The organism is Campylobacter sp. 7477a, from assembly GCF_014892335.1.
In the GTDB taxonomy this organism is placed as follows: domain Bacteria; phylum Campylobacterota; class Campylobacteria; order Campylobacterales; family Campylobacteraceae; genus Campylobacter_A; species Campylobacter_A californiensis.
Genome location: NZ_JADBJH010000010.1, coordinates 1 through 26,319, shown reverse-complemented (window position 1 = coordinate 26,319; position 26,319 = coordinate 1). Strand labels below are relative to the sequence as shown.

Below are 26,319 nucleotides of genomic sequence, written 5' to 3'. Positions count from 1 at the left end.
AGGCTGAAAGAAATAAAATTTAATATTTGATTAATATAAATTTTAAGATGAAATGCTACAATTACGCCTAATTATTTAAGGATAAAGGAAATTTTTATGTATCTTTTTACGTCTGAAGTCGTAAGTCCGGGACATCCTGACAAATGCGCCGATATAATTGCTGATAGTATCGTTGATAAAATTTTAACAGAAGATCCAAACGGTCGCGTTGCAAGCGAGGTTTTTGTGGCAGGTAAAAATATCGTTATCGGAGGAGAAATAAACTCAAAAGTAAGCCTTTCATATCGCGACTATGAGCGCATCGTAAAGGATGCTTTGGCTCATATCGGATATAACGGTAAGTCAAATTTTACAAAAGAGCAATGTTTGCATCCTGATGATATTGAGGTTAAGGTTTATTTAAACCAACAAAGTCCTGACATCAACCAAGGAGTTGATCAAGAAAGCGGAGAGATAGGCGCCGGCGATCAAGGTATTATGTTTGGTTTTGCAAGTTGTGAGGCGAAAGAATACATGCCTGCAGCTATAACTTATGCTCGTATGCTGTGCAATAAAGTCTATAAATTTGCAAAAGCAAATCCTGATAAATTAGGGGTTGATATAAAAACACAAGTTACTATTGATTATGGCACAAAGGATAATTTTGAAAATTGCAAGCCTCAAAGTATCCATACTATAGTCGTTTCAGCACCTTGTATAGAAGAAATGGGCATAAAAGAGCTTAGAAATTTAGTTCAAGAACTTATCGATGATACCGGACTTCCAAAAGAGCTATATAATAAAGAAAAAACTATCATCTACATAAACCCAACCGGTAGATATGTAAATCACAGCTCGCTTCACGATAGTGGTTTAACAGGACGTAAGCTTATCGTAGATAGTTTTGGCGGATATGCCCCGATAGGCGGTGGTGCGCAAAGTTCAAAAGACTACACTAAGGTTGATAGAAGCGGTCTTTATGCGGCTAGATATATAGCTAAAAATATCGTTGCGGCAGGACTTGCTAAAAAGTGCATAGTTCAAATTAGCTATGCTATAGGTGTTGCAAAACCAACTTCTGTTAGTGTTGATACGATGGGAACGCAAGTGGAGGGCATAAATGATGATATGCTTTCAAATTTTGTTATGCAAAATTTCCCTCTAACTCCAAAATGGATAACCAATAAATTTGGACTTGATAAGCCCGGCAAAGATACATTTTTATATGCAAAAGTTGCTGCAAAAGGTCAAGTTGGCGATGCAAAATATCCATGGGAAAAACTTGACAGCGTTAATCTATTTAAAGGCTTGATAGCTTAATAAATTTTTATGAGAGCCTAATTAAACAGGCTCTTTTTTGGTGTAATTATCTCGCTTGGACTTCCATTTACACTATGATATATAGTTTTATTGTATTTTGTAGCGTAATATTTTAATAAATTTCTTTGCAAAATAGGCTCTGTTGAAGGAAAATATCTGGCTTTAAACCAGCCGTTGTTGGTAATGGCAAACATAACATAAAATTCTCCCTCATAAAGCTCGTCACGAGTCGCTTCATAACATATCGCATTACGTATCTTAACTCCGTCTATCTCGTAATCACTTAACGTTTTTGCTGTTTGAAAATCCTGCGCACCGTCAAAAAACATCTTGTTTATTATCTCTTTTATGAAATTTGGAAGCGGAATTTCCTCTCCAAAAGGCACTAAGATTAGCTTGTCAAAGCGTTTCATTTCGCCTTTATCAAAGAAAAAGGCGGAGTTATAAATTTGCTTGTTCTCATAAGCTAAACCGCCTGCAATGATTGCGATTTGTTTTGATTTTTCTTTTAGTTCTGTTTGTAAATTTGATTCATGTGTTATAAATGTAGGAAAGGCACTTTCTGGCATTAATATAGCTCGTTTGCCATTGTTGATAGCATCATCTATCACGGCCAAATTTTCATTTATAAAATTATTTTTTAGCTCTTTATCCCATCTTTGTCTTTGTAAAATATCTGAATTTGTTAGCTGCAGTTCAAATGGCAAAATCTTGACATCTTTGCTATCAAACTGCAAGGCGCAAACAAGACAGATAAAAACCGCTATAAATTTATAAATTTTAGAAAAATATGCTAAAGATATCGCAGCCAAAAACATAAAAGCAAGACCTCTTGCGCTTGGGTCAAATGCGCCCAATACAAGTGTTGCTTCAAGATTAAACCAATTAAATCCAAACGGATGAATATAGCTAAAAATAAAAAGTACCACGGCCCTTAATGCGATAAAACTTGGAAAGCTTGCCGCCCAAAAAATAAACCCGTAAATAGTAGCGATAGATAAAATCACAATTGGGATTAACCAACCTAAGTCGTAATAAATAAAGCTAAAACTTATCCAGTAAAACCACAAAATTCCACTAAAAAACCCAGCCGCAAAAAACCCAGCTCTAGTTGAAGTGATCACGGTATATATCCCTGCAAGTGTTAGAAATGGCGACATAAGATCAAATAATGAGTTGTTAAAAGGTGCTAAAAAAATAAAGTTTGCCAGTAAAAATGCGCCGACAAAGGCTTTTATTATAATTTTAGTGCTAAAATATCTGCTTAAAAAATTTAAAACTAAGGAAACCCATGCAAAACGGAGATTTTTTTGCTTCATTACTACCTCTAATCGTGCTTTTTGCGATTTTTTACTTTTTGGTTATAAGACCACAACAAAAACAGCAAAAGCAACATGCTCAGATGATAAAAGCTTTGGAAAAAGGCGATAAAATCATCACTAGCGGCGGACTTATTTGTGAAGTGGTTAAACCGGAAGACGATTTTATCAAAGTAAAGCTTAACGATGACGTAATCGTTCGTCTTTCACGCGAGTTTGTGGCTAAAAAGATCGAAGCCTAAAACATGCGTAGTACAAAGGTAACTTATAGGCTGATTATTCTTATAATCGCCTTGGTGTTTGGTATCGTTTTTTCGATGCCTTCTTTTTTGCAAACTCAAGGCGGATCTAAAATTTCACTAGGTCTTGACTTGCAAGGCGGTTTACACATGCTTCTTGGTGTTGAAACACACGAGGCTATAAATTCCAAGATAAAATCTATCGCAGGAAGCATAAACTACTATGCAAAAAAAGAAGATGTTTTAATCGATAAATTTAAAATCAGACAAGATAGCGTAGAATTTACCCTACTTGATAGCGATGAAGCACCTAAAATAGATGCTGCGCTAAAAGAGATAGTAGGCTTAGAAATTCAAAAAGATGGCTTGAAATACACAATAATGCTAACCCAAGAGGAGCGTGCTGCTACGGTAGAATACGCTATCGCTCAAGCTGTTGAGACGATACGCAACAGACTAGACCAATTTGGTTTGGCAGAACCTACCGTTGCAAGACAGGGTGAGGATAAAATTTTAGTCGAACTTCCCGGTATCAAAACTCAAGAAGATGAGCAACGTGCTCGCGATCTTATCGCAAAAGCAGCGCATTTGCAGCTTATGGCGGTAGACGATAAACGTCAAGATCAAGCAAACACTATGAGTGCGGCACAAGCTGAAAGTTACGGCGATATTATATATCCAGACGCTAAAAACGAACAGTTTAAATACGTGGTTAAAAACATCCCTGTTCTTGATGGCTCCATGCTAACAGATGCAAAAGTTGCTTTCTCTCAACAAAACAATCAACCTATAATAAATTTCTCTCTTAATTCCGAAGGAGCTAGAATTTTTGGTGATTTTACCGGAGCAAATGTTGGAAAACGTCTAGCTATAGTGCTTGACGGTAAGGTTTATTCAGCCCCAGTGATCAATGAAAGGATAGGTGGCGGAAGCGGTCAGATAAGTGGCGGCTTTAGCGTAGAAGAGGCCCATGACGTGGCTATCGCGCTTAGAAGCGGCGCTTTGCTTGCTCCCGTTAAAGTACTTGAAAAACGTAGTGTAGGACCATCTTTGGGAGCTGAAAGTATACAAAAAAGCATGACAGCACTTGCAGGAGCCGCTATGTTTATAGTTGTTTTTATGATGATTTACTACGGAATGTCGGGCGTGTTTGCAAATATCGCTTTGGTGGCAAATATCATAATCCTAGTTGCCGTAATGGCGCTTTTTGGAGCAACTCTAACACTGCCTGGTATGGCCGGTATCGTTCTTACTATCGGTATGGCTGTTGATGCTAATGTTATCATAAATGAGCGTATAAGAGAGTTCTTAAGAGAGGGAGCAAACCTTAAAACAAGCGTGAAAAAGGGCTATGAAAATGCTATGAGCGCTATTGTGGACGCAAATATCACGACACTAATTACAGTTATAGCCTTATACGCATACGGCACGGGACCGGTTAAAGGCTTTGCGGTAACAATGAGTATCGGTATCTTGATATCTATGCTTACTGCGATACTTGGAACACACGGATTTTTTGATCTATTTATAGATAAGATAGAACGAAGTGGTAACACAAGGCTGTGGTTTGGCTACAGAAGAGATAAATAAATTTAAGGGTTAATAATGCAAATTTTTACAAAGGCTAGAGTCTATGACTTTATGAAGCTTAAAATTACTTCAGTCATCATCTCTGCTATACTATTTTTCGGCTCTATTTTCTTGCTTGCAACCAAGGGACTAAACTACGGCATAGACTTTTCAGGAGGCACGCTTATACAGTTAAGATATGATGAAAAAGCACCTCTTGATAAGATAAGAGATGCGTTTAGTGCAAACGAAATGTTAAAAAATGCTTCTGTAACGGAATTTGGTAGCGATCGCGAAGTGGTTGTTCGTTTTTCGGGTTCAAGTTCAGATATAGGCACTGATATCGGCGCTGTAGCAAAAGAGCTTTTGAAAGATACAGGCAACGTTGAGATAAGACGTGTTGATATAGTTGGACCAAAGGTTGGTGGAGAGCTTAGAGAAAAGGCACTTATGGCAATACTTATCTCATTTGGAGCGGTGCTTATATATATAGCACTTCGCTTTGAGTGGAGATTTGCACTTGCTGCTGTTATATCTGAAATTCACGACGTTGTTATCACGCTTGGTGCTATTTCTCTTTTTGCTATAGATGTAAATTTAGATACTTTAGCTGCCGTGCTAACGGTGCTTGGATACTCATTAAATGATACTATTATTATATTTGACCGTATAAGAGAGAGTATAACTACAAGCAAGCGAAACGATATAAACGGTATCATAAATGAGTCTGTTTCGGCTACACTATCAAGGACGATATTAACGTCAGGTTCGACATTTATAGTTGTATTTATACTATATATGTTTGGCGGAGATATGATAAATGGTTTTTCATTTATACTTATGGTTGGTGTTTTGATAGGAACATTTAGCTCGGTTTATACAGCATCTCCGTTTCTTGTATGGCTTAAATTTAGCGTGGATGAGTATAGGGCTAAGCTTGGAGAAAAAGCGAAGCTTAAAAAAGAGAGAGAGCGTGAGCGCGCTATGTATGAAAAGGGTGTAGTATAAGGAGTTAATATGAACTGGGGAAAGGTTGTATATATATTTTTCGCTCTTATGAGCTTAACTACTGCAGCTGAGTTTTTGTATGATAAAAATGAAATAGCGCTTTTTATCGCAGCTAGTATAAATCTTGTTTCAACACTACTTAAAATCGGTGTTAAAAACATATTTTCTGCGGAGCTTTTTGCTAGTTCGCTTGTTGCGGACTTGCACCTTATACCGGCATTTGTGGTGCTTCAGGTTAATGCCAATATGACACTTTGCTACTCGCTTGTTATAGGAGCAGTTATCGCAAACGTCTTTTCATTAGCACTTGTTTTGATCGAGTCTGCAAAAACTCAAGAAGAATTTTAGGAGATATTAAATGGCTGAAAATTTAAAATACAATGCTTTGGATGTAGAGAAAAAATGGCAAGAAATTTGGGCTAAAAATGGGGAATTTGAACCAAAAGACGACTATAGCCTGCCTAAAAAATATATCCTAAGCATGTTTCCGTATCCTAGCGGTCGTATACATATGGGTCACGTTAGAAACTACTCCATAGGCGATGCTCTTGCTAGATATTACCGCACGCAAGGCTTTAACGTGCTTCATCCGATAGGCTTTGATAGCTTTGGTATGCCGGCTGAAAATGCAGCTATAAAAAATAAAATTCATCCTAGAATTTGGACTTATGAAAATATAGATTATATGACTAAAGAGCTTCGTACTTTAGGACTGTCTTTTTCTAAAAGACGTGAGCTTGCGACTTCGGATCCTATCTATACAAAATGGGAGCAAAGCTTTTTTATAAAGATGTTTAAAGAGGGATTGGTTTATCGTAAGAGCGCCATAGTAAACTGGTGTGAGCACGATCAAACCGTTCTGGCTAATGAACAGGTAGAAGAGGGATGTTGCTGGAGATGTGGCAATGAGGTTGTCCAAAGAGAGTTTCCTGGGTATTATTTTAAGATAACGCAGTATGCAGATGAGTTATTAAACGACCTTAAAACGCTTGAGGGCAAGTGGCCAAGTCAAGTTTTAACCATGCAGGAAAATTGGATAGGTAAAAGCTTTGGTCTTGAATTTAAATTTTATCTTGATGATGATTCAAAGAAAATTTTAGGCGATAAATTTGATGGTTTTGAGGTATTTACAACTCGTCCTGATACGATTTACGGTGTTACATATACGGCTTTAGCTCCAGAGCATGCTATTGTTAAAGCGCTTTTAGACGGCAACACTCTTGATGAAGATAAAAAGTCAAAAATAAAATCAATCCTTAACCAAAGCCCAAGAGAGCGCCAAGCTATCGAGAAAGACGGTGTATTCTTGGGAATTTATGTAACCCATCCGCTTACTAATGAAAAAATTCCTGTATGGGTTGCAAATTTCATCCTAGCCGACTATGGTAGCGGTGCTATCATGTCTGTTCCTGCACACGATCAGCGTGACTTTGACTTTGCAAGTGCATTTGATTTACCGATAGTTTCTGTTATTAAGACAGAGGAAAATAATGGCGAGATAATGCGTCCAAAAGCCACCGGCGACTACGGTGTTTCTATAAATTCTCCACTTATAAACGGACTTAGTAGCGAAGAAGCCAAAATGGCTATGATAGAAAAATTTGAAGAGCTAAAGCTTGGAAAAAGAGTGGTAAATTTTAAACTTAGGGATTGGGGAATTTCTCGCCAAAGATACTGGGGTGCTCCGATACCGATAGTGCATTGTCCAAAATGTGGCGTTGTGGCTGAAGATGAGAAAAATTTACCGGTTGCTCTACCTGATGATGTTGAGATAACAGGAGAGGGAAATCCACTCGATAAACATCCGACATGGAAACATACGAAGTGTCCAAAATGCGGTTGTGATGCCATAAGAGAGACGGATACTATGGATACTTTTGTGCAAAGTAGTTGGTATTTTGCTAGATACGCTAGTGATGAGCGCACATGGAACGACACAGCACTTGATAAAAAAGGCGTTGATTATTGGATGAATGTCGATCAATACATCGGCGGTATCGAGCATGCCATACTTCACCTGCTTTATGCGAGATTTTTCCAAAAAGTTCTTCGCGATCTTGGCTATATGAGAGATGACGAGCCATTTAAAAATTTGCTTACTCAAGGAATGGTCTTAAAAGACGGCAAAAAAATGAGTAAGAGCAAAGGCAATGTTGTAGATCCCGATGATATCATAAACAAATATGGAGCCGATACGGCAAGGCTATTTATATTATTTGCCGCTCCTCCTCAAAAAGAGCTTGAATGGAACGACAGTGCAGTAGAGGGCGCTTATAGGTTTTTAAACCGTCTTTGGGATAGGGCTCAAAGCATCAAGCCGTGCGATAAAATTCCAGCCATAGAGCATGCAGGTCTAAACAAAGAGGAAAAATACGCACGTCTAAAGGTCTATGAGGCACTTGCTAAATCCCGTGATGTATTTACTCAAAGCTTTACGTTTAACACCTTGATAGCTGCTTGCATGGAGGCATTGAACGCCATAAACGCTCAAGATAACGATGAGGTAAGCGCAGAGGGATTTTTCATCATCTTAAATTTACTTGAGCCTATCGTACCACACATCGCATGTGAGCTTAGCGATAAGCTTTTTGGTAGAAAGAATTTTGGCGAGATAGAAATTTTAGACGAGGTTTTTGTAAAAGACACGATAAAGTTAGCCGTTACGATAAATGGTAAAAAAAGAGCCGAATTTGAGATGAGTGCTAATTCTAGTGAGAGTGAAGTATTAAAAGAAGCAAAAGAACAAACGGCAAAATGGCTTGAAGGCAAAGAGATTATAAAAGAAATTTATGTCAAAGGCAAACTTGTAAATTTGGTTATCAAAGGATAAAATTTGAAGTTTTTTATTAGTGTTTTTATGGCTTTGATGCTTGCTGGATGTGGGTATAAACCTGTGTCTAAAATTACCAAAGAAATGACCGGCGAGAGTGTTTATGTTGATGTTGTCATTAGCAAAACCGAGCCAAAAAATAGCGTTTGGGTAAAAGACGCTGTAAAAGAGGGCGTCGTTTCACGTCTTAACAAAACACTAAGTGATGACCAAAATGCCGATATGTCAATAATTATATCAGTAGGCTCTTTATCGTATCAGGCCGCTGTTTATGATCAATACGGATACATTACTTCATATAGGGCTATTTTAAATTTAAATTTTAAAACAAGGCTTAAGGATGGAAGTGTTGTAAATATTACCACAAGCGGAGAGCATGACTTTAGTATCGCAAGGCGTTTGCAAAATACCAGATATGCAGATAGTGTCATAAGTGATACCGAAAGATATGAAGCGATAAAAGAGGCTTCAAAAGAAGCATTTGATGAGTACATAGCAAATTTAGCACTAAAAGGATATCAAAATGGCAGCCGTAACCGTTAGCCAAATAGTAAAAGAGGCGTTAACAGAGATCAAAAACCGCCATTTAATGCTAACGCCTGAAAATTACACCGACGTATTTAATGAAATTTCAAAAAAATACGGCTTTAGTACTGAAGAAAGTAGAAAAATAGAAAAATACATCTCAAGGCTCGGAGGAGAGTATAAAAATCAAGCACTATCGCTTAACATAAAAACAGTAGATGAGTTTGTGGCGTTTATGACGGCAAGACTAGGTAGGAGCACGAGTGCTACTAAGTCTAATGAAAATAATGTAAAGACAAACCAGTCATTAAATGCTTTTGCTAGAAGAATTCTTCAGGCTATTTCTATCCTGCATAATAAAGATGCAAAAGCTTTGGCAGAGCAGGGTATGCAACTTTTAGCCAAGAAGTATGATCCGCAAACACTAGATACGATGAGAGAAAGGTGGTTTGACTTTGTTAGCTCATACAATGACGAATACCTAGACTTTTTAAAATACTATGGAGTTAAAAGCTTTGATGATTTACAGGAGATGAGTAAGGAACTTGAAAATTTCCTAACTGTTAAAAATGAAAATTCCGGTATCGCGGCCATAACGGAACTTTTTATAAAGATGCTAGAGCCTTCGATAACGACCGAGCTTGGCGATAAGCTTGATGAGTTGACAGGCATTATAAAGAAAAATCCACTAGGACTTAGTGAGCAAGATCTACAAGACAAGATAAGCTCTTTTGTTGATCTTAGGAGAGAAAAAGATAGAGCAGAGATAAAAGAAAAGGTAGGCTTGTTAAATGTCGTGCTTGGAACTATCGGGGATAAAATTTCAGACATAGCCGCAAGTTCTAAAACCAGCTCTTTAAAGATGCAAGACATTCAAAACAATCTAAAAGATGTCACTTTAAACAGAACGGGCATCGAGCAGATAAGAACGATACTTTTAAACGTTGCTAACGCTTTAGAGATAGAAAGTCGAGAATTTGGCAATGAGATGAACAAAAAACAACAAACCATCTCGGAGCTAAAAGAGCGTGTAAGCTCGCTTGAAAAAGAACTTGAAGCGGCAAAATTAGAAAGCAAAGAGGACTTTTTAACCAAAGTCGCCACAAAACGCGCACTAATGAGCGAACTTCAAAAGATAGAGGACGCTTATAAGAGATACGGTATCGACTACTCGCTTTGCTTTGTTGATATTGATTTCTTTAAAAAGATCAACGACGGATATGGGCATGATGCCGGAGATGTTATACTTTCAGCCGTTGCGCAACTTCTTAAAAAACATGTTAGAAAAATAGACTTTATCGGTAGATACGGTGGAGAGGAATTTATCGTCTTACTTCCAAATACAAATTTAAACGATGCTGTAAAATTTGCCGACAAGGTAAGAAGCGTGATAGAGGGTTTTAAATTTATATATAAAGACGATCGTATCAAGGTTACTATAAGTGCAGGAGTCGCAACAAGAAGTGCTAACATAAATGAAACCTTAACTCTTGAGAGTGCCGACAAGATGCTTTATAGCTCAAAACAAAACGGTCGCAACCAAGTAATGCCAAAGATTATAGAGTAAAATTTGCAAAATTTAAAAAGTTTACTAAACGGCAAACCACTTTTTTATAAAGAGATGGATTATGAACGTATGCCGTGTGCATGGAAGAAGATATGTTCGGACATAAAGCCATTTAAGATCGTGCATGTCATAGGAACAAACGGGAAAGGTAGCACGGGTAGGTTTTTGGCTCAAATTTTGCATTTAAATGGAAAGAGTGTGGGGCACTATACAAGTCCGCATATTTTTGAGTTTAATGAGAGATTTTGGCTAAACGGCAAAGTTGCAAGTGATGAAATTTTACAAAAAGCTCACGAGAGACTGCTTGAAATTTTACCTCAGGAATTTGTCTTTAAGACAAGCTATTTTGAGTATGCTACTCTACTTGCTGCGGTGCTTTTTGAAGAGTGTGAGTATTTTATCTGTGAAGCAGGTATAGGCGGAGAGTTTGATGCGACAAACGTCTTTAATAAAAGGCTTAGCCTGTTTACTCCTATCGGTTTTGATCATGTTGGGGTTTTGGGCTCAAGCATAGAAGAGATAGCAAGGACTAAATTTAATGCCATAAGCAAGAGTGGCGAAGCGATAATGAACGACACAATGCAGCCTATATGTGCCAAAATAGCCAACGATATAGCAGCAGAAAAAGATGCTAAGCTTAGTTATGCAAATGAAATTTTAGACAAAAACGACTATGAAAATTTAAAAGCCTATGAAAAGAAATTTGCGTTACCTGAGTTTTTGTATTCGAATTTAAATTTAGCCGCAGCAGCTGCCAAAAAAATACTAGGCAAGCTTGATATTTCAAATTTAAAAGCACTCGATCTTAGCGGAAGATGTGAACAAATCGCACCAAATGTATTTATAGACGTCGGACATAATGAACTTGGCGCACAAGCCATAGCAAGAAAATTTAAGGATGAGAAATTAGTTCTTATCTATAACTCGTTTTTTGATAAAGACTACCGTGCGGTTTTAAAGGCACTAAAACCTATCATAAAACGTGTTGAGGTTTTTGAGTATCCAAGTGACGGTAGAGAGCTTGCAACAAACGAAATAAAGCATACTTTAGACGAGCTTGGCTTTGAGCGGAAAGAATTTGGCGGTGTAAAATTTGATCAAGGCGAGAAGTATTTGGCATTTGGTTCGTTTTATTTGGTAGAGGCATTTTTAAGAGAGTTTTATGCAAGCAAAGGTTTATGAGTATCTTTCAAAAAATAGTTGCGAAATTTTAATTTGCGAAGATGATAAAGAGGCGAATTTATGTGCCGATGCGGCGGAATTTGCAGGATACAAGTCGTTTAAGCTTCCTGATTTTCGTGCTCGCTTCGGAGATGATCTTCGTAGTTTTAGTCAAGAGCTTTTTGAAATTTCTACCATTCTTAGCAAGTATTATAAATTTGATGGCAAAAAGATTATTATAAGTCCAGTATGCACGCTTTTAAACCAGCTTCCTGCAAAAAAACACTTGCAAAGCAAAAGTATAAATTTTGCCGATAAGGTAAATTTAAACGAGCTTGAGGATGAGCTTATGCGTCTTGGATACGAGGCAGTAGATATCGTCGAGAGTGTCGGTGAGTTTAGTGTCAGAGGCGATATTATTGATATTTTTGCGATAGGCTCGGATGAACCGGTTAGAATTTTACTTTTTGACGATGAGGTTGAGAGTATAAGAAATTACTCTCCGTCAACGCAAATCAGCCATAAAATAGAGCTTGAGAGCGTTGAGATAACTCCTTTTATTGCAAATTTAAGCAAAGATGAATTTGAAAACGTAAATGAGAAGATCGGCTCTTTAAATACGGATGCTTTGCTTGGTGATATAAATTCACTTGGGTTTTGGGTGATAGATGACTTTGTCGATTATCTAACAAATTTTAGCTGCAAGCTTGTAAAAGAGATAAATTTTGATGATTTTGAGCGTGATTTAAAGACGCTTAAAAGCATTGAAATTTTGCCAGAAGCAAAGGTTTATAAAGATCTATCCGTAACGCCAAACAAGGACTTTTTTGAACTAAATCAAAATAAAAAGATCACCGTTTTAGCAAGAAACGAAGGGCTTTTTAATACATACGACTTAAAAGAATTTAAAAATTTAGAATTTATAAACTCACCGCTTGTTATAAATTTAACCTCAAGCGAACATATCGTAATTTCGCTAAATAAATTTGAGAAAAAATCACGCGTAAAACGTGCAAGTTTAGTCGTTGATGAGCTAAAGATAAATGACTACGTCGTGCACGAGGACTACGGTATCGGTAAATTTTTAGGACTTGAGAAAGTTACCGTTTTGGGTGCGACAAAAGAGTTTGTTGTTATTGCTTACCAAAATGACGATAAACTACTTTTGCCGGTAGAGCACTTAAATATGATCGATCGATATATAGCACAAAGTGGTTCGGCGGCAGTGCTTGATAGGCTTGGCAAGGCAAGTTTTGCAAAAATAAAAGAAAAAGTTAGAGAAAAACTCTTTGTTATCGCTTCAAAAATCATAGCAATGGCAGCACAACGTGAGCTAGTAAACGGTGAAGTGATAGATAAAAACGATCTTGAGTATCTAAAATTTAGCCAAAAGGCAAATTTTGAATACACAAAAGACCAAACAAGAGCTGTTGAGGAAATTTTAAGCGATCTGAAAAGCGGTCGCGTGATGGACCGTTTGCTAAGCGGCGATGTTGGTTTTGGCAAAACAGAAGTTGCTATGAATGCAATATTTGCTTGTGTTAAGTCTGGCTTTCAGTCGTTATTTTTTGTTCCCACGACGCTACTTAGTTCGCAGCACTATAAAAGCTTAAAAGAACGTTTTGATGGATTTGATATTAAAATTTTTAGGCTTGATAGATTTACAAGCGCCAAAGAAAAGGCTGTTATAACAAAGGCGCTTAATGACGGCGAACCTTGCGTTTGTGTAGGAACCCATGCCTTACTTAGCGTAAAAGCTTCTAAAATGGGTCTTATCGTTGTTGATGAAGAGCATAAATTTGGCGTAAAGCAAAAAGAAAAACTAAAAGAAATTTCAGCCACTTCGCACATCTTAAGCATGAGTGCGACGCCGATCCCAAGAAGTTTAAACATGGCTTTAAGTCAGATCAAGTCCTACTCTGTTTTACAAACTCCGCCTAGCTCAAGACTTGATGTTAGAACAAACGTTAGAGAGTGGGACGAAAAGGTTATAAAAGAGGCTATCATGCGAGAATTAAGGCGTGGCGGACAGGTCTTTTATATACATAATCACATTGCTGACATGGAGCAAACCAAAAAGAATTTGCTTAAAATTTTACCGAAATTACGAATTCTCGTCCTTCACTCAAAGATAAGCGTCCAGGTCACGGAAGATGAGATGATTAAATTTGAAGATGGTGAATACGACTTGCTTCTTTGCACAAGTATAGTAGAAAGCGGGATTCATTTGCCAAACGCAAATACAATAATCGTCGAAAATGCAAATAAATTCGGCATGGCAGACTTACATCAGCTTAGAGGTCGTGTTGGTAGAGGCGATAAACAGGCTTACTGTTATTTTTTAGTTGAAGACAAGCAAGCACTTTCAAAAGATGCACTAAAAAGGCTTGTAGCGCTTGAAAGTAACTCATTTTTAGGCTCCGGAAGCGTTCTTGCGTATCACGATCTTGAGATTAGAGGTGGTGGAAATATCATGGGCGAGGCGCAAAGCGGCCATATTGAAGCGATAGGGTATTCGCTCTATTTAAAAATGCTTGAAGATGAGATAAATTTACTTCTAAACAAACAAAGCGTGAAGTTAAATAAAATCGACTTAAAACTTAGCATAAACGCCTTTTTAAACCAAGATTTTATCAGAGAGGATCGTTTGCGTCTTGAAATTTATAGAAGACTTAGCAAATGTGATGAGGTGAATGCTGTTCATGAGATAGCAAGTGAGCTTGAAGATAGATTTGGCAAGATAGATGTTTATACGGCTCAATTTTTACAGCTTATAATCATAAAAATTTTAGCATTAAAATGCGGTTTTAAATCGATCTCAAATGCTGATCAAAATATTGTTTTAACAAAAGAAAATGATGAAAAAGTAAGACTTAAGTCAAGAAGCAAAGACGACGACGATATAGTTGAGGAAATTTTAAGCTATTTAAGAAAGGAAATGAGGTTAAATGATTAATTGGGAAAATGTCCTAGCAGCGGTTTTTAGAGAACGCAAAAACGAGCTTGTAGCGGTTAGCGATATTGATTTTGTAGATATAAATTCACTCCTTGGCATAGAAACACAAAAAGAACAACTGCTTGAAAATACTCAAAAATTTATAGACTCAAAAGAGGCAAATCACGTCTTGCTTTGGGGCGAGCGTGGATGCGGTAAGAGTAGTTTAGTAAAGGCTGTCTTTACTAAATTTTATACAAAAGGGCTTAGGGTTATTGAGATAGGCTGTGATGACCTGCGATTTTTGCCTGAAATCATAGATGAGATTAGAAAAAGCGAGTTTAAATTTATCATCTTTTGCGATGATATGAGCTTTGAAGATGGTAGTAAAGAGTATAAATTTTTAAAGCCGATCATGGAAGGTTCTATACAAAAACCACCTAAAAACGTCCTGATATACGCTACTTCAAACCGAAGACATCTTTTAAGCGAGTATAAAAGCGATAATGTTTCAACTCTTGTTAGTCAAGACGAAATTCACTACTCGGATGCAACTCAGGAGAAAATTTCTCTTTCTGATAGATTTGGTCTTTGGATAAGTTTTTATCAAGGTAGCTTTAACGACTACCTAAAGATAGTTGATTTTTATTTTAAGGATTATACCGGAGATAAAGAGAAGCTTCACGAGCTTGCTAAAAACTATGCAACTTTGCGTGCAAGTCGTAGCGGACGCACAGCAAAGCAGTTTTATATAGCTTTTAAGGATAGCTTTAAATGACATCTACTCAGCTTTTTTTGACGCTTTTAAATTCCAAAACAAGAGATGATTTTAACGAGTTAAGATGGCCACAGGAGGGCACTTTTGAAGTTGTTATCGGTGCGATACTCGTTCAAAATACCGCATGGAAAAATGTAGAAAAAGCTCTTTTAAATTTAAAAACCGCAAACAAGCTAAGCCTTGATGCGGTGTTGTCATTATCTGTGCAAGAACTTGCTATGCTTATAAAGCCTAGCGGATTTTACAACACAAAGGCAAAGAGGCTAAACGGACTTTGCACTGCAATAAAGAGTGAATTTGAAAATTTTGAAAATTTTAAAGAGAGTGTTGATAGGGAGTGGCTACTTGGCGTAAAAGGCGTTGGCGCCGAGACGTGCGATGCGATACTAGCTTATGCTTGTAATAGACCATATATGGTAGTTGATGCGTATGCTCTTAGAATTTTAACTCATTTAGGATATGAATTTGAAAGCTATGATGAGGCTTCCGAGTGGTTGAGCGCGCTTGAATACGATAAAATTTATAAAATTTTAGGCGATAAATACGACGAAGTTGAAATTTTAAAGCTATACCATGGACTCATACTTGAGTTTTGCAAGGAAAATTTCAAAGGCAAAAATTTGAGCGAAAGCGGAGAATTGGTACTAAAAAATACAAAAATTTGATAAAGTTACTTTAAATTTACATTTCATGGAGTAAAATACTCCTATTACTTTTAAAGGAGACCTAAATGATATATGAAAATATCACACAAACTATCGGCAAAACCCCGGTAGTTAAACTAAAATCAGGCGAAAATGAAGCTGAAATTTATGCTAAGCTTGAATTTTTTAATCCAGGAAGTTCTATTAAAGACAGAATCGCTTTTAACATGATACAAAAAATGCTACAAAACGGTAAGCTAAAAGACGGCGATACTATAGTTGAGCCTACAAGCGGCAATACCGGAATAGGCGTAGCCATGGTAGGAAGCGCACTTGGATTTAAGGTCGTCCTTTGTATGCCTGAAAGTATGAGTATAGAGCGTCGCAAGATAGTAGCGGCGTATGGAGCAAAGCTAGAGCTAACCGAAGCAGCAAAAGGTATGAAGGGTGCTATAGCGCGTGCTACCGAGCTAGCTGCCCAGCCAAATCATGTGATGTTAAGTCAATTTGAAAACGAATTTAACCCAGAGGCTCACGAGCTAAATACTGGCGTTGAGATCATAGCCGACTTTGACTCGCTTGATGCTTTTGTTGCGGGAGTTGGCACCGGTGGAACTATAAGCGGTGTTGCTAAAAAACTAAAAGAAAAAGGCTATAACACCAAAATAGTAGCCGTAGAGCCTGAGGCTTCACCTGTATTAAGCGGCGGAAATCCTTCACCTCATAAAATTCAAGGCATTGGTGCTGGATTTGTTCCTGATACGATGAATCTTGATATTGTTGATGAAATTCAAAAAATCAGCAACGAAGATGCTATGCTTGGCGCAAGAGAAGTTGCTAAAAGCGAGGGTATACTTTTTGGTATTAGCGGTGGTGCTGCTTATGTTGCCGCAAGACGCGTGGCTAAGGCGCTTGGAAAAGGTAAAAAGGTTCTTTTTATAGCTCCGGATAATGGCGAAAGATACCTAAGCACTGAACTTTACGGTGTGTGATATGAATTTTTGGGCTGAGATAAAAGAGCTAGTAGGGGTCGTAAAAGAGAAAGACCCCTCTGTTAAAAAGTGCTGTTTTGTAGCAATACTTATAAACACTCCCGGCATTCATGCTATAGCGATACATAAATTCGCGCACTTTTTATATAAAAAAGAGCGCTTTTTCTTAGCTAGATTTATTTCACAAATTTCAAGATTTATAACCGGTATCGAGATACATCCTGGTGCTACGATAGGTCGTAGATTTTTTATAGACCATGGTATGGGTGTTGTTATAGGAGAGACTGCGCAGATTGGAGATGATGTGATGATGTATCATCAAGTTACACTTGGCGGCACGGGAAAAGAGTGTGGCAAGCGCCATCCAACGGTTGGCAATGGAGTAACCATAGCTGCAGGTGCAAAAATACTTGGAGCGATAACTATAGGAGATGGTGCAAAGATCGGTGCAAATTCGGTTGTTTTAAAAAATGTTCCTAGAAACGCTACGGTTGTTGGGATCCCGGCTCGCGTGGTTAGAGTAAATGGCAATAAATACGAGCCGGAGTTTATGATTTAGGTTTATATAGAATTTTTATACTTTAAAACTTCAGAATAAATTTCATCTTTTAATCTTAGTTTTTCTTTTTTTAGTATTTCAAGCTCTTTTGCACCCAAAGAGCCTCTATCTATCTGCACATCTAGTTCTTTATGCTTCTGACAAAGTGAAGCAAAACGTGCGTTTTTTGTTTTTAACTCGTTGATAAGATCCGTGTGCTCATGTAACATAAGGTCTCCTTTGTTAAAAATTTACAAATTCTAACAAAAGAGAGTAAATGTTTGACTATGAACGATAATCAGCGTTTATACTAACATATGTATGACCCAAGTCACATCCGTATGCGCTAAAATTTGCTTCTCCCACACCAAGATCGCAGCTTATTTTGTAGTTTGGTTTTTGCATTATCGCGTGAGCATCGGCTTCGCGAGCCTTGTCAAGTTCTTTGTGATTTTTATCATAAAGCAACACATCGTCGTAAAAGATTACAAGCTTGTCTTCATCACACTCTACATTACTAGCGCCGATAGTTGAGGCTATGCGTCCCCAGTTTGGATCTTCTCCAAATATCGCCGTCTTTACTAGAAGCGAATTTGAAAGAGCTTTTGCTGCGCGCTGAGCCTCTTCTAAATTTTTTGCGCCTTTTACTTCAAATTCTACTACTTTTGTTGAACCTTCGCCGTCTTTAATTAGCATAAGAGAAAGCTCTTTTGTAAGTAGATTTAAAACTTCTTTGAAAGCATTTTTATTATAAGAGTTTGATTTGCGTGAGCTTAAAAGCATGACGGTGTCATTTGTTGAGGTATCGCCATCCACGCTTACACAGTTAAAGCTTTGTTTTACTGCACCATCTAAAAGTTCATCCATATCTTCTTTTGGTATGTTTGCGTCGGTTAAGATAAAGCAAAGCATGGTTGCAAATGCCGGATTTATCATACCTGCACCCTTGCATATCGCAGCTATTTTAAATTTAGAACCGTCCTTAAGCTCTACTTCATAAGCAAGCTCTTTTTTAAAGCTATCTGTTGTCATTATCGCGCTTACGGTTGCGTTGCTGTCGCGAGAATTTAGCTCAAATTTATCAAACGATGCTGAGATTTTATCGATATTTAGCCTATATCCTATGACGCCGGTTGAGCTCATGATCGGATTTACAAGGTTTAAATTTAATGTCTCTTTTAGTCTTGTAAAAAGAGTATCTATATCATTAACTCCAGCTTCTCCGGTCATTGCATTTGCGTTTTTAGAATTTAGCAAGATGAAATTTGTTTTAAAATTTTTAGGGTATTTTAAAAAATGCCTTATAGGAGCGGCTCTAAATTTATTACTTGTAAAATTTGCACTAACATCTACGACTTCGTCGCTTCTTATGAAGCCTAGATCGTTTGCATCTTTTTTAAAACCTGACTTTACTCCTCCAAAATAAAATCCATCAACATTCTCAAGCCCGTTTTGTAGAGCAGTTATTTTAAACATATTTAAATTCCTCTGGTTTGTGTTTGCTTTTTATCACGCGTTTTGTAAGACGTATACCGTCAACCGTTCCGATAACTAGAAGTTTTGTCCCAGTGCCTATGAGAGTATCGCCGTTTGGCATCGGTATGAATTTGTTATTCATGTCGCGGATACCTACCACGTCGGCGTTTGTGATATTACGCAGATGCGTCTCTTTTAACCTTTTAAATCTAACCCACGAGTAGTCAGGCACTAAAATTTCCTCTATATCGATCGGTGAGTCTTTTTTGTATAAAAACTGCTCTAACATGTTTTCCATATCAGGACGTACACTCATGGCGCTTAGTCTTTGTGCTACTAGACGAGATGGGCTAACAACGCTATTTGCTCCTAGTTTTTTAAGGCGTTCGGTATCATCTTCGTTGTCAGAGTTGGTCATTACGAAAAATGGTCTTTTTCTACCGATCTCTTTTTCATAAAGTCTAACCGAAGCGATTAGTGCGATATTATCAGCGATGTTTGGGCTTAGAGTTATTAGTCCCTTTGCGCTTGAGAGGTGAGTTTTTAAAAATGCTGTTTGGGTATGTGGCTGAGCTTTGATAAAGTAGGGGTATTTATGTTCTTCTGCAAGTTCGGCTAGATCATCCCTATTATCCACTACTACAAAAGGTATATGGTTTTCTCTAAATTGTGCACTAAGCTCTATGGTGTATATGTTATGATAGCAGATTATAAAGTGATTTTTTAGTCTCGCGATCTTATAAAGCATGTTTCTTTCCTTTAAAATACCGATTAATAGACCTTTTTTTAAAACCTCCACCAAGATACCGATAGAAAACGTAAAAACAACAAAACCAAGCAATATAAAGGTGATGGTAAAAAGTCGTCCTTTTGTCGATATAGGTGCGACTTCGGTAAAACCGACCGTGGTAAATGTCATACCTGCTTGATATATGCCGTCTATTAATGAAAAGTTATCGATAAATACATATCCGAGCGAACCTACCGTCATCATTAAAACGACGCAGATAAGCGGAAGTCTGAAGGGCTTTAGTTGTTCGTATAGTTCGGTGTTGAGGTTTATTTCCGGCTTTGTTGAGCTAGACCAGTTGAGGAATTTTTTAAGTCTTGTTATAAAAGACATAAATTCCTCTCATTTTACATACTAGTTTGATTGCTTTTTCATTGTTCTAAGAGTTGAAGCAGCAACTTTGATTTTTCTAGTGGTGCCATCTTCTAAAGTAACGTGAATCGTTCTTAGGTTTGGCATAAATCTTCTTTTAGTCTTATTGTTGGCGTGGCTTACGTTGTTTCCAATCATAGGACCTTTACCTGTTATGGCACATCTTCTTGACATTTTTTTTCCTTATAAACAAAAATTTCTGCTGATTGTATCTAAAATAAACAAAAGGAATGCTTAAAGATACAAGATACTTTTCGTATTGATTTTTAAAAAAATAATAGATAAAATACGAATTAATTAAAAAAATTAAATTATTTTGGAACACAAATGCTTTTAAAAGAGCAAATTGATAAAAAAATAGAGCAAATTCTTTTACTTTCTAAAAATTTACAAGAGTGTAAAGGACTTCTTTTAAATTCTCAAATAGCTGAAGCCATTAAAATCATATCAGAAGATAAAACATTTAAAACATACTTTTTTACGCTTTTGCGCAAGGTTGATTTTGGCACAAAGGTAGACATAAATAGCAAAGATATTGTTGTTATCTCGCATTTGCTGGGACCTGATATTTTTAAGCTTATTGTGTATTCGTATTTTATATTTTTTAAAATTCCTAAAAATTGGAAAATTTTTAACACAAATGCTATAAAAATAGTCGAACTAAATGCTAAAATTTTATCTGATTGGAACAGACTTATAAGCTATTTAGAACAAAAAAATGATCGAAATTTACACCTTAGCGCATACGCTCTTTTGAGTATTGTGGTTTGTGAGATTATATTTTCTGATCTATCTCATAATTTTGAATACGTAGTAAGAAATTCAGATGTTAGTTATGATAGAATTTTAAAAAATTTATATGGCACAAGCTTATTTGACTTGGTTTGCAAAACGGCTGGTTTTGAGCTTGAAAACTTAAATGAAGAGGATAAAAAGCTTAGCGATTATTTAAGAATTTTGCTTATTTATGAGTTTTGCAGGCCTGAATTTTCAGATATGGGTTTTGATATGATCTTAAATTTAGATATTGATGTGACAGGCGAGATGTTGGTTAATTTTAAAAAGGCATTGGCTCATGAAAATAACCTTTAACTCATCATTTGCAGTTATTCGTGCGTTTGGGTTTTTAGAGCTTCATACCCCGCATTATTTACTTGATGATGAGAGCGTAAAACTGGTTAGAGCCAGAGGTGTTTCACATCTTTTACTCTCTTTTAAGGATGTCGTGTTTTTTGCTCCGGCATGGCTTAACCAAGCCATAGTTAGACTAAAAGAGCTTTCAAAAGAGCTAAAAGTCGAAGTTGGAATTTGTGATTACAGTATTGCACTGCACGATATAATGATGAAAACTTCATTTAGCAAGTCTATAAATTTTTCACTTTTTGAAACCGAAGATATAGCAAGGATTTTCCTTGATAGGACGCTTGTGGATACAAAAGGTTCTGTTTTGCTTTTTGTAGAGTCACAGGAGCATAGAGAGGACTTGCAAAAAAGACTTCAAGAGCGCAACTATAAGGTTCAAATTTCTAAAAACAGAACCTTGTTTTCTAATCAAAAAAAGAGATACAAATACGCAATTACCGCAAGAACACACTTAGTCGAAAAGCCGTCGCTTTTGCAAACTTTTATCAAGGATAACTCTGTTATTTATAAAACCAACGGTATTATCGACTCGTCTTTTATAGAGATTTTTAATATGGATTATCATAAAAATATGTTAAAAGTCGGGTTTAAGCTATTTATATTTTGGATAAATACGACGATAAACGTCCATGGGGCAAATTTTTTGATCCGACTTGCCCAATACAGCGCAAAATATGGCGCAATACTTATAATATGCGGAGTAAATGAAAAAAATTTATCTCCAAATTTAGTCGAAGGGCTAAAGCAAACAAATGTGCTTTTATATAAAAATTTACAAGAATTTCTTGATGATAACGGCACGGTTTATGTACCAAAAGATGCTTTTAGCTATCAGCCAAGGCATATTTCAAAGGGTATAGTTGAAATTTTGCCTTTTATCATAGAGTGTGCGACAAATTCCGTTTCTGCACTTTTGGGGAATGAAATTTTATCAGTTCGTATGAAGGTGTCAGCTTGTGACCTTCGTGTAAATAACGACCTTTTAACCGCGTGTATAGTTTTTTACGGTGATTTTGATATGAGGCTTGTTGTTGCTTTAAAAAGAGAAAAGCTAGAGCAAATGAGTAAAATTTTTGTCGGAGTAAATGACAAATTTGACCCGATTTTAAGCGGTTATGAGAAACTTTTAAGTATAATAGCGAATAAAATTTTAGCCTTTTTTATCTCAAAAGATATGAATGTCGGTGTTAGTATGTCTAAATTTTTCATAGACGATAGGTTTTATGATGATGTTAGCAACGGCGCACTTATCGAGCTTGGCATTAAAGAAGATGATAATTTAGGCGTGTTATTTATAAGTAAATAGGGAAAAATGATAATGTATGTAGCTCCTAGTATTTTATCAGCTAACTTTGGAAGGCTTGATGAGGAGATAAAAGCTATCTGTGAAGCCGGTGCGGATCTTATCCATCTTGATGTTATGGATGGGCATTTTGTACCAAATTTAACCATCGGACCGCTTGTTGTAAATGCCGTGGCAAAGGTGGCCACAAAACCTCTTGATATACATTTAATGGTTGAGAATAACCCGTTTTTTGTTGATCTTTTCTTGCCCTTAAAGCCTAAATTTTTAACATTTCACATAGAAGAGGAAAAGCATCCTTTAAGACTGATAGACCATATCCGTAAAAATGGCGTAAGTCCAGGTATCGTCTTAAACCCGCATACTCCGGTAAATTCGATCGAACATATAGTTAGCGAAGTGGATATGGTGCTTTTAATGAGCGTAAATCCTGGTTTTGGCGGGCAAAGCTTTATGCCTGTTGTTTATGAAAAAATTCGTGCACTAAGAGAGCTAATAGAAAAGAAAAATGCAAAATGTATGATCGAGGTTGACGGCGGAGTAAATGGCTTAAATGCGCCAGATCTTGATGAGGCAGGAGCGGATATCTTGGTCGCGGGCAATTATGTATTTTCATCAAATTCATACGCGGAGGCGATCCGCGCGATAAAGCTTGAGTTTTGAAGCCAAGAAAACAACGTCTTGATAATCTCTTAAATTTACTATGCACCCATAACATGGGCTACTACGAGTTCATATCCAAATTTTCAGATATAGAAGAGTTAAGTGGATTTATGGATGTTAGAGATATTGATATGTGGTGTGCTTTGGGGCTTGATATCATAAAGACAGAACAAAATGAGATTGAGCTTTTAACGCGCTTTAGGGACATAAGCGAGCAAGAAATTTGTGTGGTAGATATAGAGACAAGCGGTGGTATAAATACCGGGCAAATAATAGAAATAGGTGCGGTAAAGATAAAAAATTCAGTCGAAATAGGGCGTTTTGAAAGCTTTGTTTCAGCGCCGTTTGTTCCTGAAAACATAACAGAGCTAACAGGTATAAGCACAGATGATTTGGTGGGTGCTCCAAGCCTTAGCTATGTTTTGGAGAAATTTAAATTATTTTTAGGAACATCACTTTTTGTTGCTCATAATGTAAATTTTGATTATGGATTTATCTCGCAAAGCTTGGATCAAATAGGGCTAGGAATGCTTCTAAATCGCAAACTTTGCACCATAGATCTAGCTCGCAGGACGATAGCCTCTGAAAAATACGGTCTTGGCTCGTTAAAAGAGTTACTTGGCATCAACAACCTTCATCATCGTGCCTTAAATGACGCGATAGCTGCAGCTGAAATTTTAAAAATTTCACTCTCTAGACTTCCATTTAGCGTTCAAACAACAGAAGATTTGATTAAATTTAGCAAAACCGCTCCAAGCATGAAGCTAAAACCCGAACCTGTTTTGGTTTAGGGTATTAAATTTAATAAAGGCAAAAAAAGTCCCACAAACTGCGGGACTTAACTCTCTTTTAGTAGTTTTGTTGCGATAAGATCGGCTTTTGCCTTATCCGTGTCTTTCTTTAGGGATTTGTAAATTTTATTTACATAAGCTTCTAAAACATCATGGCTATTTATTGACTTTTCGTTATCTTTTACCGTTAGTTGTTTGTATTCGCCGTCTTGTTGCAGCTCAAATGCTAGTTCGTTATCGCTTAGTTGAAGTTCTAAAAGTTCAAGCATTCGCTCTTGAAGTCTAGGCTCGTAAATAGGCGTCATAAGCTCCAGTCGACGCTCTAAATTTCTAGGCATCCAGTCGGCGCTTGAGATATAAATTTTAGGCTCAGCGTGTTTAAAGTATAGAATTCTCGCGTGCTCTAGATACTTGCCGATGATTGAACGCACACGGATATTTTCGCTTTTACCTGCTACATTTGGCCTAAGTCCACATACGCCTCTTACGATAAGATCGATCTTTACTCCTGCATTTGAGGCTTTGCTTAGCTCGTTTATGACATCGGTGTCTATAAGAGCATTCATTTTGGCGATGATCCTACCCTCTTTGCCTTTGCTTGCTTCAAATTTTATTTTTTCTATGATGCGCTCTTTTATCTGAAATGGCGACATTGAGAGGGTTTGAAGGCGGCGATTTTTATTATAGCCAGAAAGGATATGGAAAAATATCGTCGAGTCGTTGGCAAATTCATTTCTTGAAGTAAATAGACTAATATCGGTGTAAATTTTTGCAGAACTACCGTTGTAGTTGCCTGTTCCAAAATGCATGTAAAATTTAAGTTTATCTCCAACTTGTCTGATGACCTGACTAACTTTAGCATGGACTTTAAATCCTGTTATACCGTATATAACATGTGCGCCGGCGTTTTCTAACTCTTTTGCCCAGTGTAGGTTATTTTCCTCGTCAAAACGCGCCTTTAGCTCAACCATTACCGTTACTTGTTTGCCATCACTTGCAGCGTCTATTAGACTTTGGATTATAGGCGAGTTTTTATCGACCCTATAAAGCGTCATGCGTATTGAAATAACCTTTGGATCTTTGCTCGCCTCTTTTACAAACTGCACAACCGGATCAAAGCTCTCATAAGGGTGCATTAACATAATGTCTTCTTTATCGATAGCTTCAAAGATATTAATATTTTCTCCAAATGGCGGGAGAGTTTTTGGCGTATAAAGAGGATTTGCAAGATGACTAAAATCCTTGTTTGAGGCGATTTGCCAAAGCGAGCTTAATGTTAGTGGTATCTTTGAATAATAAATATCTTTGTGGAAAATTTTCATGTGAGAATTTAAAAATTCAAGTATCTCTGGGTCTGCGTCATGAGCGATTTGCATGCGGACAAAAGCGCCTTTTCTGCGAAGCTTTAAGCCTTGTTCTAGTATCATCATAAAGTCATCGGCTTCTTCTTCTTCTATGACTATATCGGCGTTTCTGGTAACTCTAAACACGCATGAGCTAATGAGCTTATATCCTGGAAATATCTCTTCTGCGTGGCGTTTTACTATCGTTTCGATAGGCACGTAGACATTCTCGTTTGGCTGTATGAATCTTGGTAAAACACGAGAAATTCGTATCATGCCGTATTTTAAAATTTCAGGATGCTCTACGTCTGAAAGTTTCACGGCTAGCGCAAAACTAAGGTTATTTAAATGCGGAAAAGGGTGCGTCGCATCAACAGCGATAGGAACTATTACAGGTAAAATATTTGAGAAAAAGTATGTGTCGCATTTTTGTTTTAAACCCTCATCAAGCTCTTCGTAGTTTTTGATAAATAAATTCTCTTTCGCGAGAGAATTTTTAACATCGTTATAGTGCGCTTCTACGATTTTATGTTCGTTTTGCAGGTATTTTCGTATCTCTCTAAGCTGATCTAACGGGCTCATTTCGTCACTACCGCTAGTTACTACACCTGCGGCAAAAAGTTGTTTAAGACCAGCTATACGTATCATATAAAATTCGTCCAAATTTGTCGTATAAATGGCTAAAAATTTAAGCTTTTCAAGCAGAGGAATGTCTTTGTTGCATTGTGCTAAAACTCGCGAATTAAAACGAAGCCAGCTAAGTTCTCTGTTGATAAAAAGGCTTTGTTTTCTACTCATTATTATCCTTTGGTTTTTGTTTTATTGTATGATATTTGCCTTAATAAATATCTTTATTATGTTTAAATTTTGCAGGTTTTTAAAAAATTTGTTACAATACCGAAGAAGTTTCACAAATGGAGCTAAAAATGTCTGATTACATTTTGCTTGTAGGTATTTTTTTGGCGTTTGTTATTTTGTTTGCGATATTAAAAAAGATTTCTTTTTAAATTTAACGATTTTAAGATAAATGTTTA

The 26,319-nt window shown here is 36.9% G+C and carries 24 protein-coding genes; 18 read left to right on the top strand and 6 right to left on the bottom strand.

What is annotated here, in order from left to right; translation table 11 throughout:
* Window positions 1–96 precede the first annotated feature (96 nt).
* Window positions 97–1,299, top strand: a complete 1,203-nt coding sequence (metK, locus tag CCAL5182_RS06090) for a methionine adenosyltransferase (RefSeq protein WP_169937363.1) — start codon at window positions 97–99, stop codon at window positions 1,297–1,299.
* Between the two features lie 17 nt (window positions 1,300–1,316).
* On the opposite strand, the gene CCAL5182_RS06085 is transcribed toward metK, so the two are convergent.
* Window positions 1,317–2,618, bottom strand: a complete 1,302-nt coding sequence (locus tag CCAL5182_RS06085) for an apolipoprotein N-acyltransferase (RefSeq protein WP_336610516.1) — start codon at window positions 2,616–2,618, stop codon at window positions 1,317–1,319.
* On the opposite strand from CCAL5182_RS06085, the gene yajC reads away from it, so the two are divergent.
* The 13 genes from yajC (at window position 2,591) to epsC (ending at window position 17,425) form a co-directional block, all read left to right on the top strand.
* Window positions 2,591–2,860, top strand: coding sequence for a preprotein translocase subunit YajC (yajC, locus tag CCAL5182_RS06080; RefSeq protein ID WP_169937367.1), 270 nt, complete (start codon window positions 2,591–2,593; stop codon window positions 2,858–2,860). The two genes, CCAL5182_RS06085 and yajC, sit on opposite strands and share 28 nt — an antisense overlap.
* Before the next feature lie 3 nt (window positions 2,861–2,863).
* Window positions 2,864–4,447, top strand: a complete 1,584-nt coding sequence (secD, locus tag CCAL5182_RS06075) for a protein translocase subunit SecD (RefSeq protein WP_170000199.1) — start codon at window positions 2,864–2,866, stop codon at window positions 4,445–4,447.
* A 15-nt stretch (window positions 4,448–4,462) separates the two neighbouring features.
* Entirely contained in the window at window positions 4,463–5,434 is a 972-nt protein-coding gene (secF, locus tag CCAL5182_RS06070) for a protein translocase subunit SecF (RefSeq protein WP_336610515.1), read from the top strand.
* A 9-nt stretch (window positions 5,435–5,443) separates the two neighbouring features.
* Window positions 5,444–5,782, top strand: coding sequence for a DUF6394 family protein (locus CCAL5182_RS06065; protein WP_169937372.1), 339 nt, complete (start codon window positions 5,444–5,446; stop codon window positions 5,780–5,782).
* 10 nt (window positions 5,783–5,792) lie between these two features.
* Window positions 5,793–8,264, top strand: coding sequence for a leucine--tRNA ligase (gene leuS / locus CCAL5182_RS06060; RefSeq protein WP_336610514.1), 2,472 nt, complete (start codon window positions 5,793–5,795; stop codon window positions 8,262–8,264).
* Window positions 8,265–8,267: 3 nt separating this feature from the next.
* Complete coding sequence (gene lptE / locus CCAL5182_RS06055; RefSeq protein ID WP_336610513.1) at window positions 8,268–8,807, top strand: LPS assembly lipoprotein LptE; 540 nt, start codon at window positions 8,268–8,270, stop codon at window positions 8,805–8,807.
* The gene (locus tag CCAL5182_RS06050; RefSeq protein ID WP_336610512.1) at window positions 8,788–10,356 is read left to right on the top strand and encodes a diguanylate cyclase; all 1,569 of its coding nucleotides are present in this window, start codon (window positions 8,788–8,790) and stop codon (window positions 10,354–10,356) included. Before lptE ends, CCAL5182_RS06050 begins: the two co-directional genes overlap by 20 nt.
* A 54-nt stretch (window positions 10,357–10,410) precedes the next feature.
* Window positions 10,411–11,538, top strand: a complete 1,128-nt coding sequence (locus tag CCAL5182_RS06045; protein WP_336610544.1) for a Mur ligase family protein — start codon at window positions 10,411–10,413, stop codon at window positions 11,536–11,538.
* On the top strand, window positions 11,519–14,473 hold the full coding sequence (gene mfd / locus CCAL5182_RS06040) for a transcription-repair coupling factor (RefSeq protein WP_336610511.1): 2,955 nt from the start codon (window positions 11,519–11,521) through the stop codon (window positions 14,471–14,473). Before CCAL5182_RS06045 ends, mfd begins: the two co-directional genes overlap by 20 nt.
* Complete coding sequence (locus tag CCAL5182_RS06035) at window positions 14,466–15,230, top strand: ATP-binding protein (RefSeq protein WP_169937382.1); 765 nt, start codon at window positions 14,466–14,468, stop codon at window positions 15,228–15,230. The genes mfd and CCAL5182_RS06035 overlap by 8 nt, the downstream gene beginning before the upstream one ends.
* A complete protein-coding gene (locus tag CCAL5182_RS06030) occupies window positions 15,227–15,895 on the top strand; it encodes an endonuclease III domain-containing protein (RefSeq protein WP_169937384.1) in 669 nt (222 codons plus the stop codon). Before CCAL5182_RS06035 ends, CCAL5182_RS06030 begins: the two co-directional genes overlap by 4 nt.
* Before the next feature lie 65 nt (window positions 15,896–15,960).
* Entirely contained in the window at window positions 15,961–16,866 is a 906-nt protein-coding gene (cysK, locus tag CCAL5182_RS06025) for a cysteine synthase A (RefSeq protein WP_336610510.1), read from the top strand.
* Between the two features lies 1 nt (window position 16,867).
* On the top strand, window positions 16,868–17,425 hold the full coding sequence (gene epsC / locus CCAL5182_RS06020) for a serine O-acetyltransferase EpsC (RefSeq protein WP_169937388.1): 558 nt from the start codon (window positions 16,868–16,870) through the stop codon (window positions 17,423–17,425).
* Between the two features lie 2 nt (window positions 17,426–17,427).
* Here epsC and CCAL5182_RS06015 read toward each other — a convergent pair whose 3' ends face one another.
* The 4 genes from CCAL5182_RS06015 to rpmB are packed head-to-tail and all read right to left on the bottom strand — an operon-like array spanning window position 17,428 to window position 20,216.
* Complete coding sequence (locus tag CCAL5182_RS06015; protein WP_169937390.1) at window positions 17,428–17,634, bottom strand: YdcH family protein; 207 nt, start codon at window positions 17,632–17,634, stop codon at window positions 17,428–17,430.
* Window positions 17,635–17,689: 55 nt separating this feature from the next.
* Window positions 17,690–18,880, bottom strand: coding sequence for a bifunctional glutamate N-acetyltransferase/amino-acid acetyltransferase ArgJ (gene argJ, locus CCAL5182_RS06010; protein WP_336610509.1), 1,191 nt, complete (start codon window positions 18,878–18,880; stop codon window positions 17,690–17,692).
* Window positions 18,873–20,003: a potassium channel family protein gene (locus tag CCAL5182_RS06005; protein WP_169937393.1), complete on the bottom strand. Its 1,131-nt coding sequence runs from the start codon at window positions 20,001–20,003 to the stop codon at window positions 18,873–18,875. Before CCAL5182_RS06005 ends, argJ begins: the two co-directional genes overlap by 8 nt.
* 21 nt (window positions 20,004–20,024) lie before the next feature.
* Window positions 20,025–20,216: a 50S ribosomal protein L28 gene (gene rpmB / locus CCAL5182_RS06000; RefSeq protein WP_169971470.1), complete on the bottom strand. Its 192-nt coding sequence runs from the start codon at window positions 20,214–20,216 to the stop codon at window positions 20,025–20,027.
* 153 nt (window positions 20,217–20,369) lie between these two features.
* Here rpmB and CCAL5182_RS05995 point away from each other — a divergent pair, with 153 nt between their 5' ends.
* From CCAL5182_RS05995 to CCAL5182_RS05980, 4 genes are read left to right on the top strand one after another with little or no spacing between them, the layout of a single operon-like run.
* Window positions 20,370–21,134: a hypothetical protein gene (locus CCAL5182_RS05995; RefSeq protein ID WP_336610508.1), complete on the top strand. Its 765-nt coding sequence runs from the start codon at window positions 20,370–20,372 to the stop codon at window positions 21,132–21,134.
* Complete coding sequence (locus CCAL5182_RS05990) at window positions 21,118–22,491, top strand: hypothetical protein (protein WP_336610507.1); 1,374 nt, start codon at window positions 21,118–21,120, stop codon at window positions 22,489–22,491. The genes CCAL5182_RS05995 and CCAL5182_RS05990 overlap by 17 nt, the downstream gene beginning before the upstream one ends.
* A 12-nt stretch (window positions 22,492–22,503) precedes the next feature.
* A complete protein-coding gene (gene rpe / locus CCAL5182_RS05985; RefSeq protein WP_336610543.1) occupies window positions 22,504–23,151 on the top strand; it encodes a ribulose-phosphate 3-epimerase in 648 nt (215 codons plus the stop codon).
* Window positions 23,148–23,942, top strand: coding sequence for a 3'-5' exonuclease (locus CCAL5182_RS05980; protein ID WP_169971476.1), 795 nt, complete (start codon window positions 23,148–23,150; stop codon window positions 23,940–23,942). Before rpe ends, CCAL5182_RS05980 begins: the two co-directional genes overlap by 4 nt.
* 47 nt (window positions 23,943–23,989) lie before the next feature.
* Here the strand turns inward: CCAL5182_RS05980 and CCAL5182_RS05975 are convergent, their stop codons facing one another.
* Window positions 23,990–26,083 carry an RNA degradosome polyphosphate kinase gene (locus CCAL5182_RS05975; protein ID WP_336610506.1) on the bottom strand — a complete coding sequence of 698 codons (2,094 nt, stop codon included), beginning with the start codon at window positions 26,081–26,083 and terminating at the stop codon, window positions 23,990–23,992.
* Window positions 26,084–26,319: the final 236 nt, after the last annotated feature.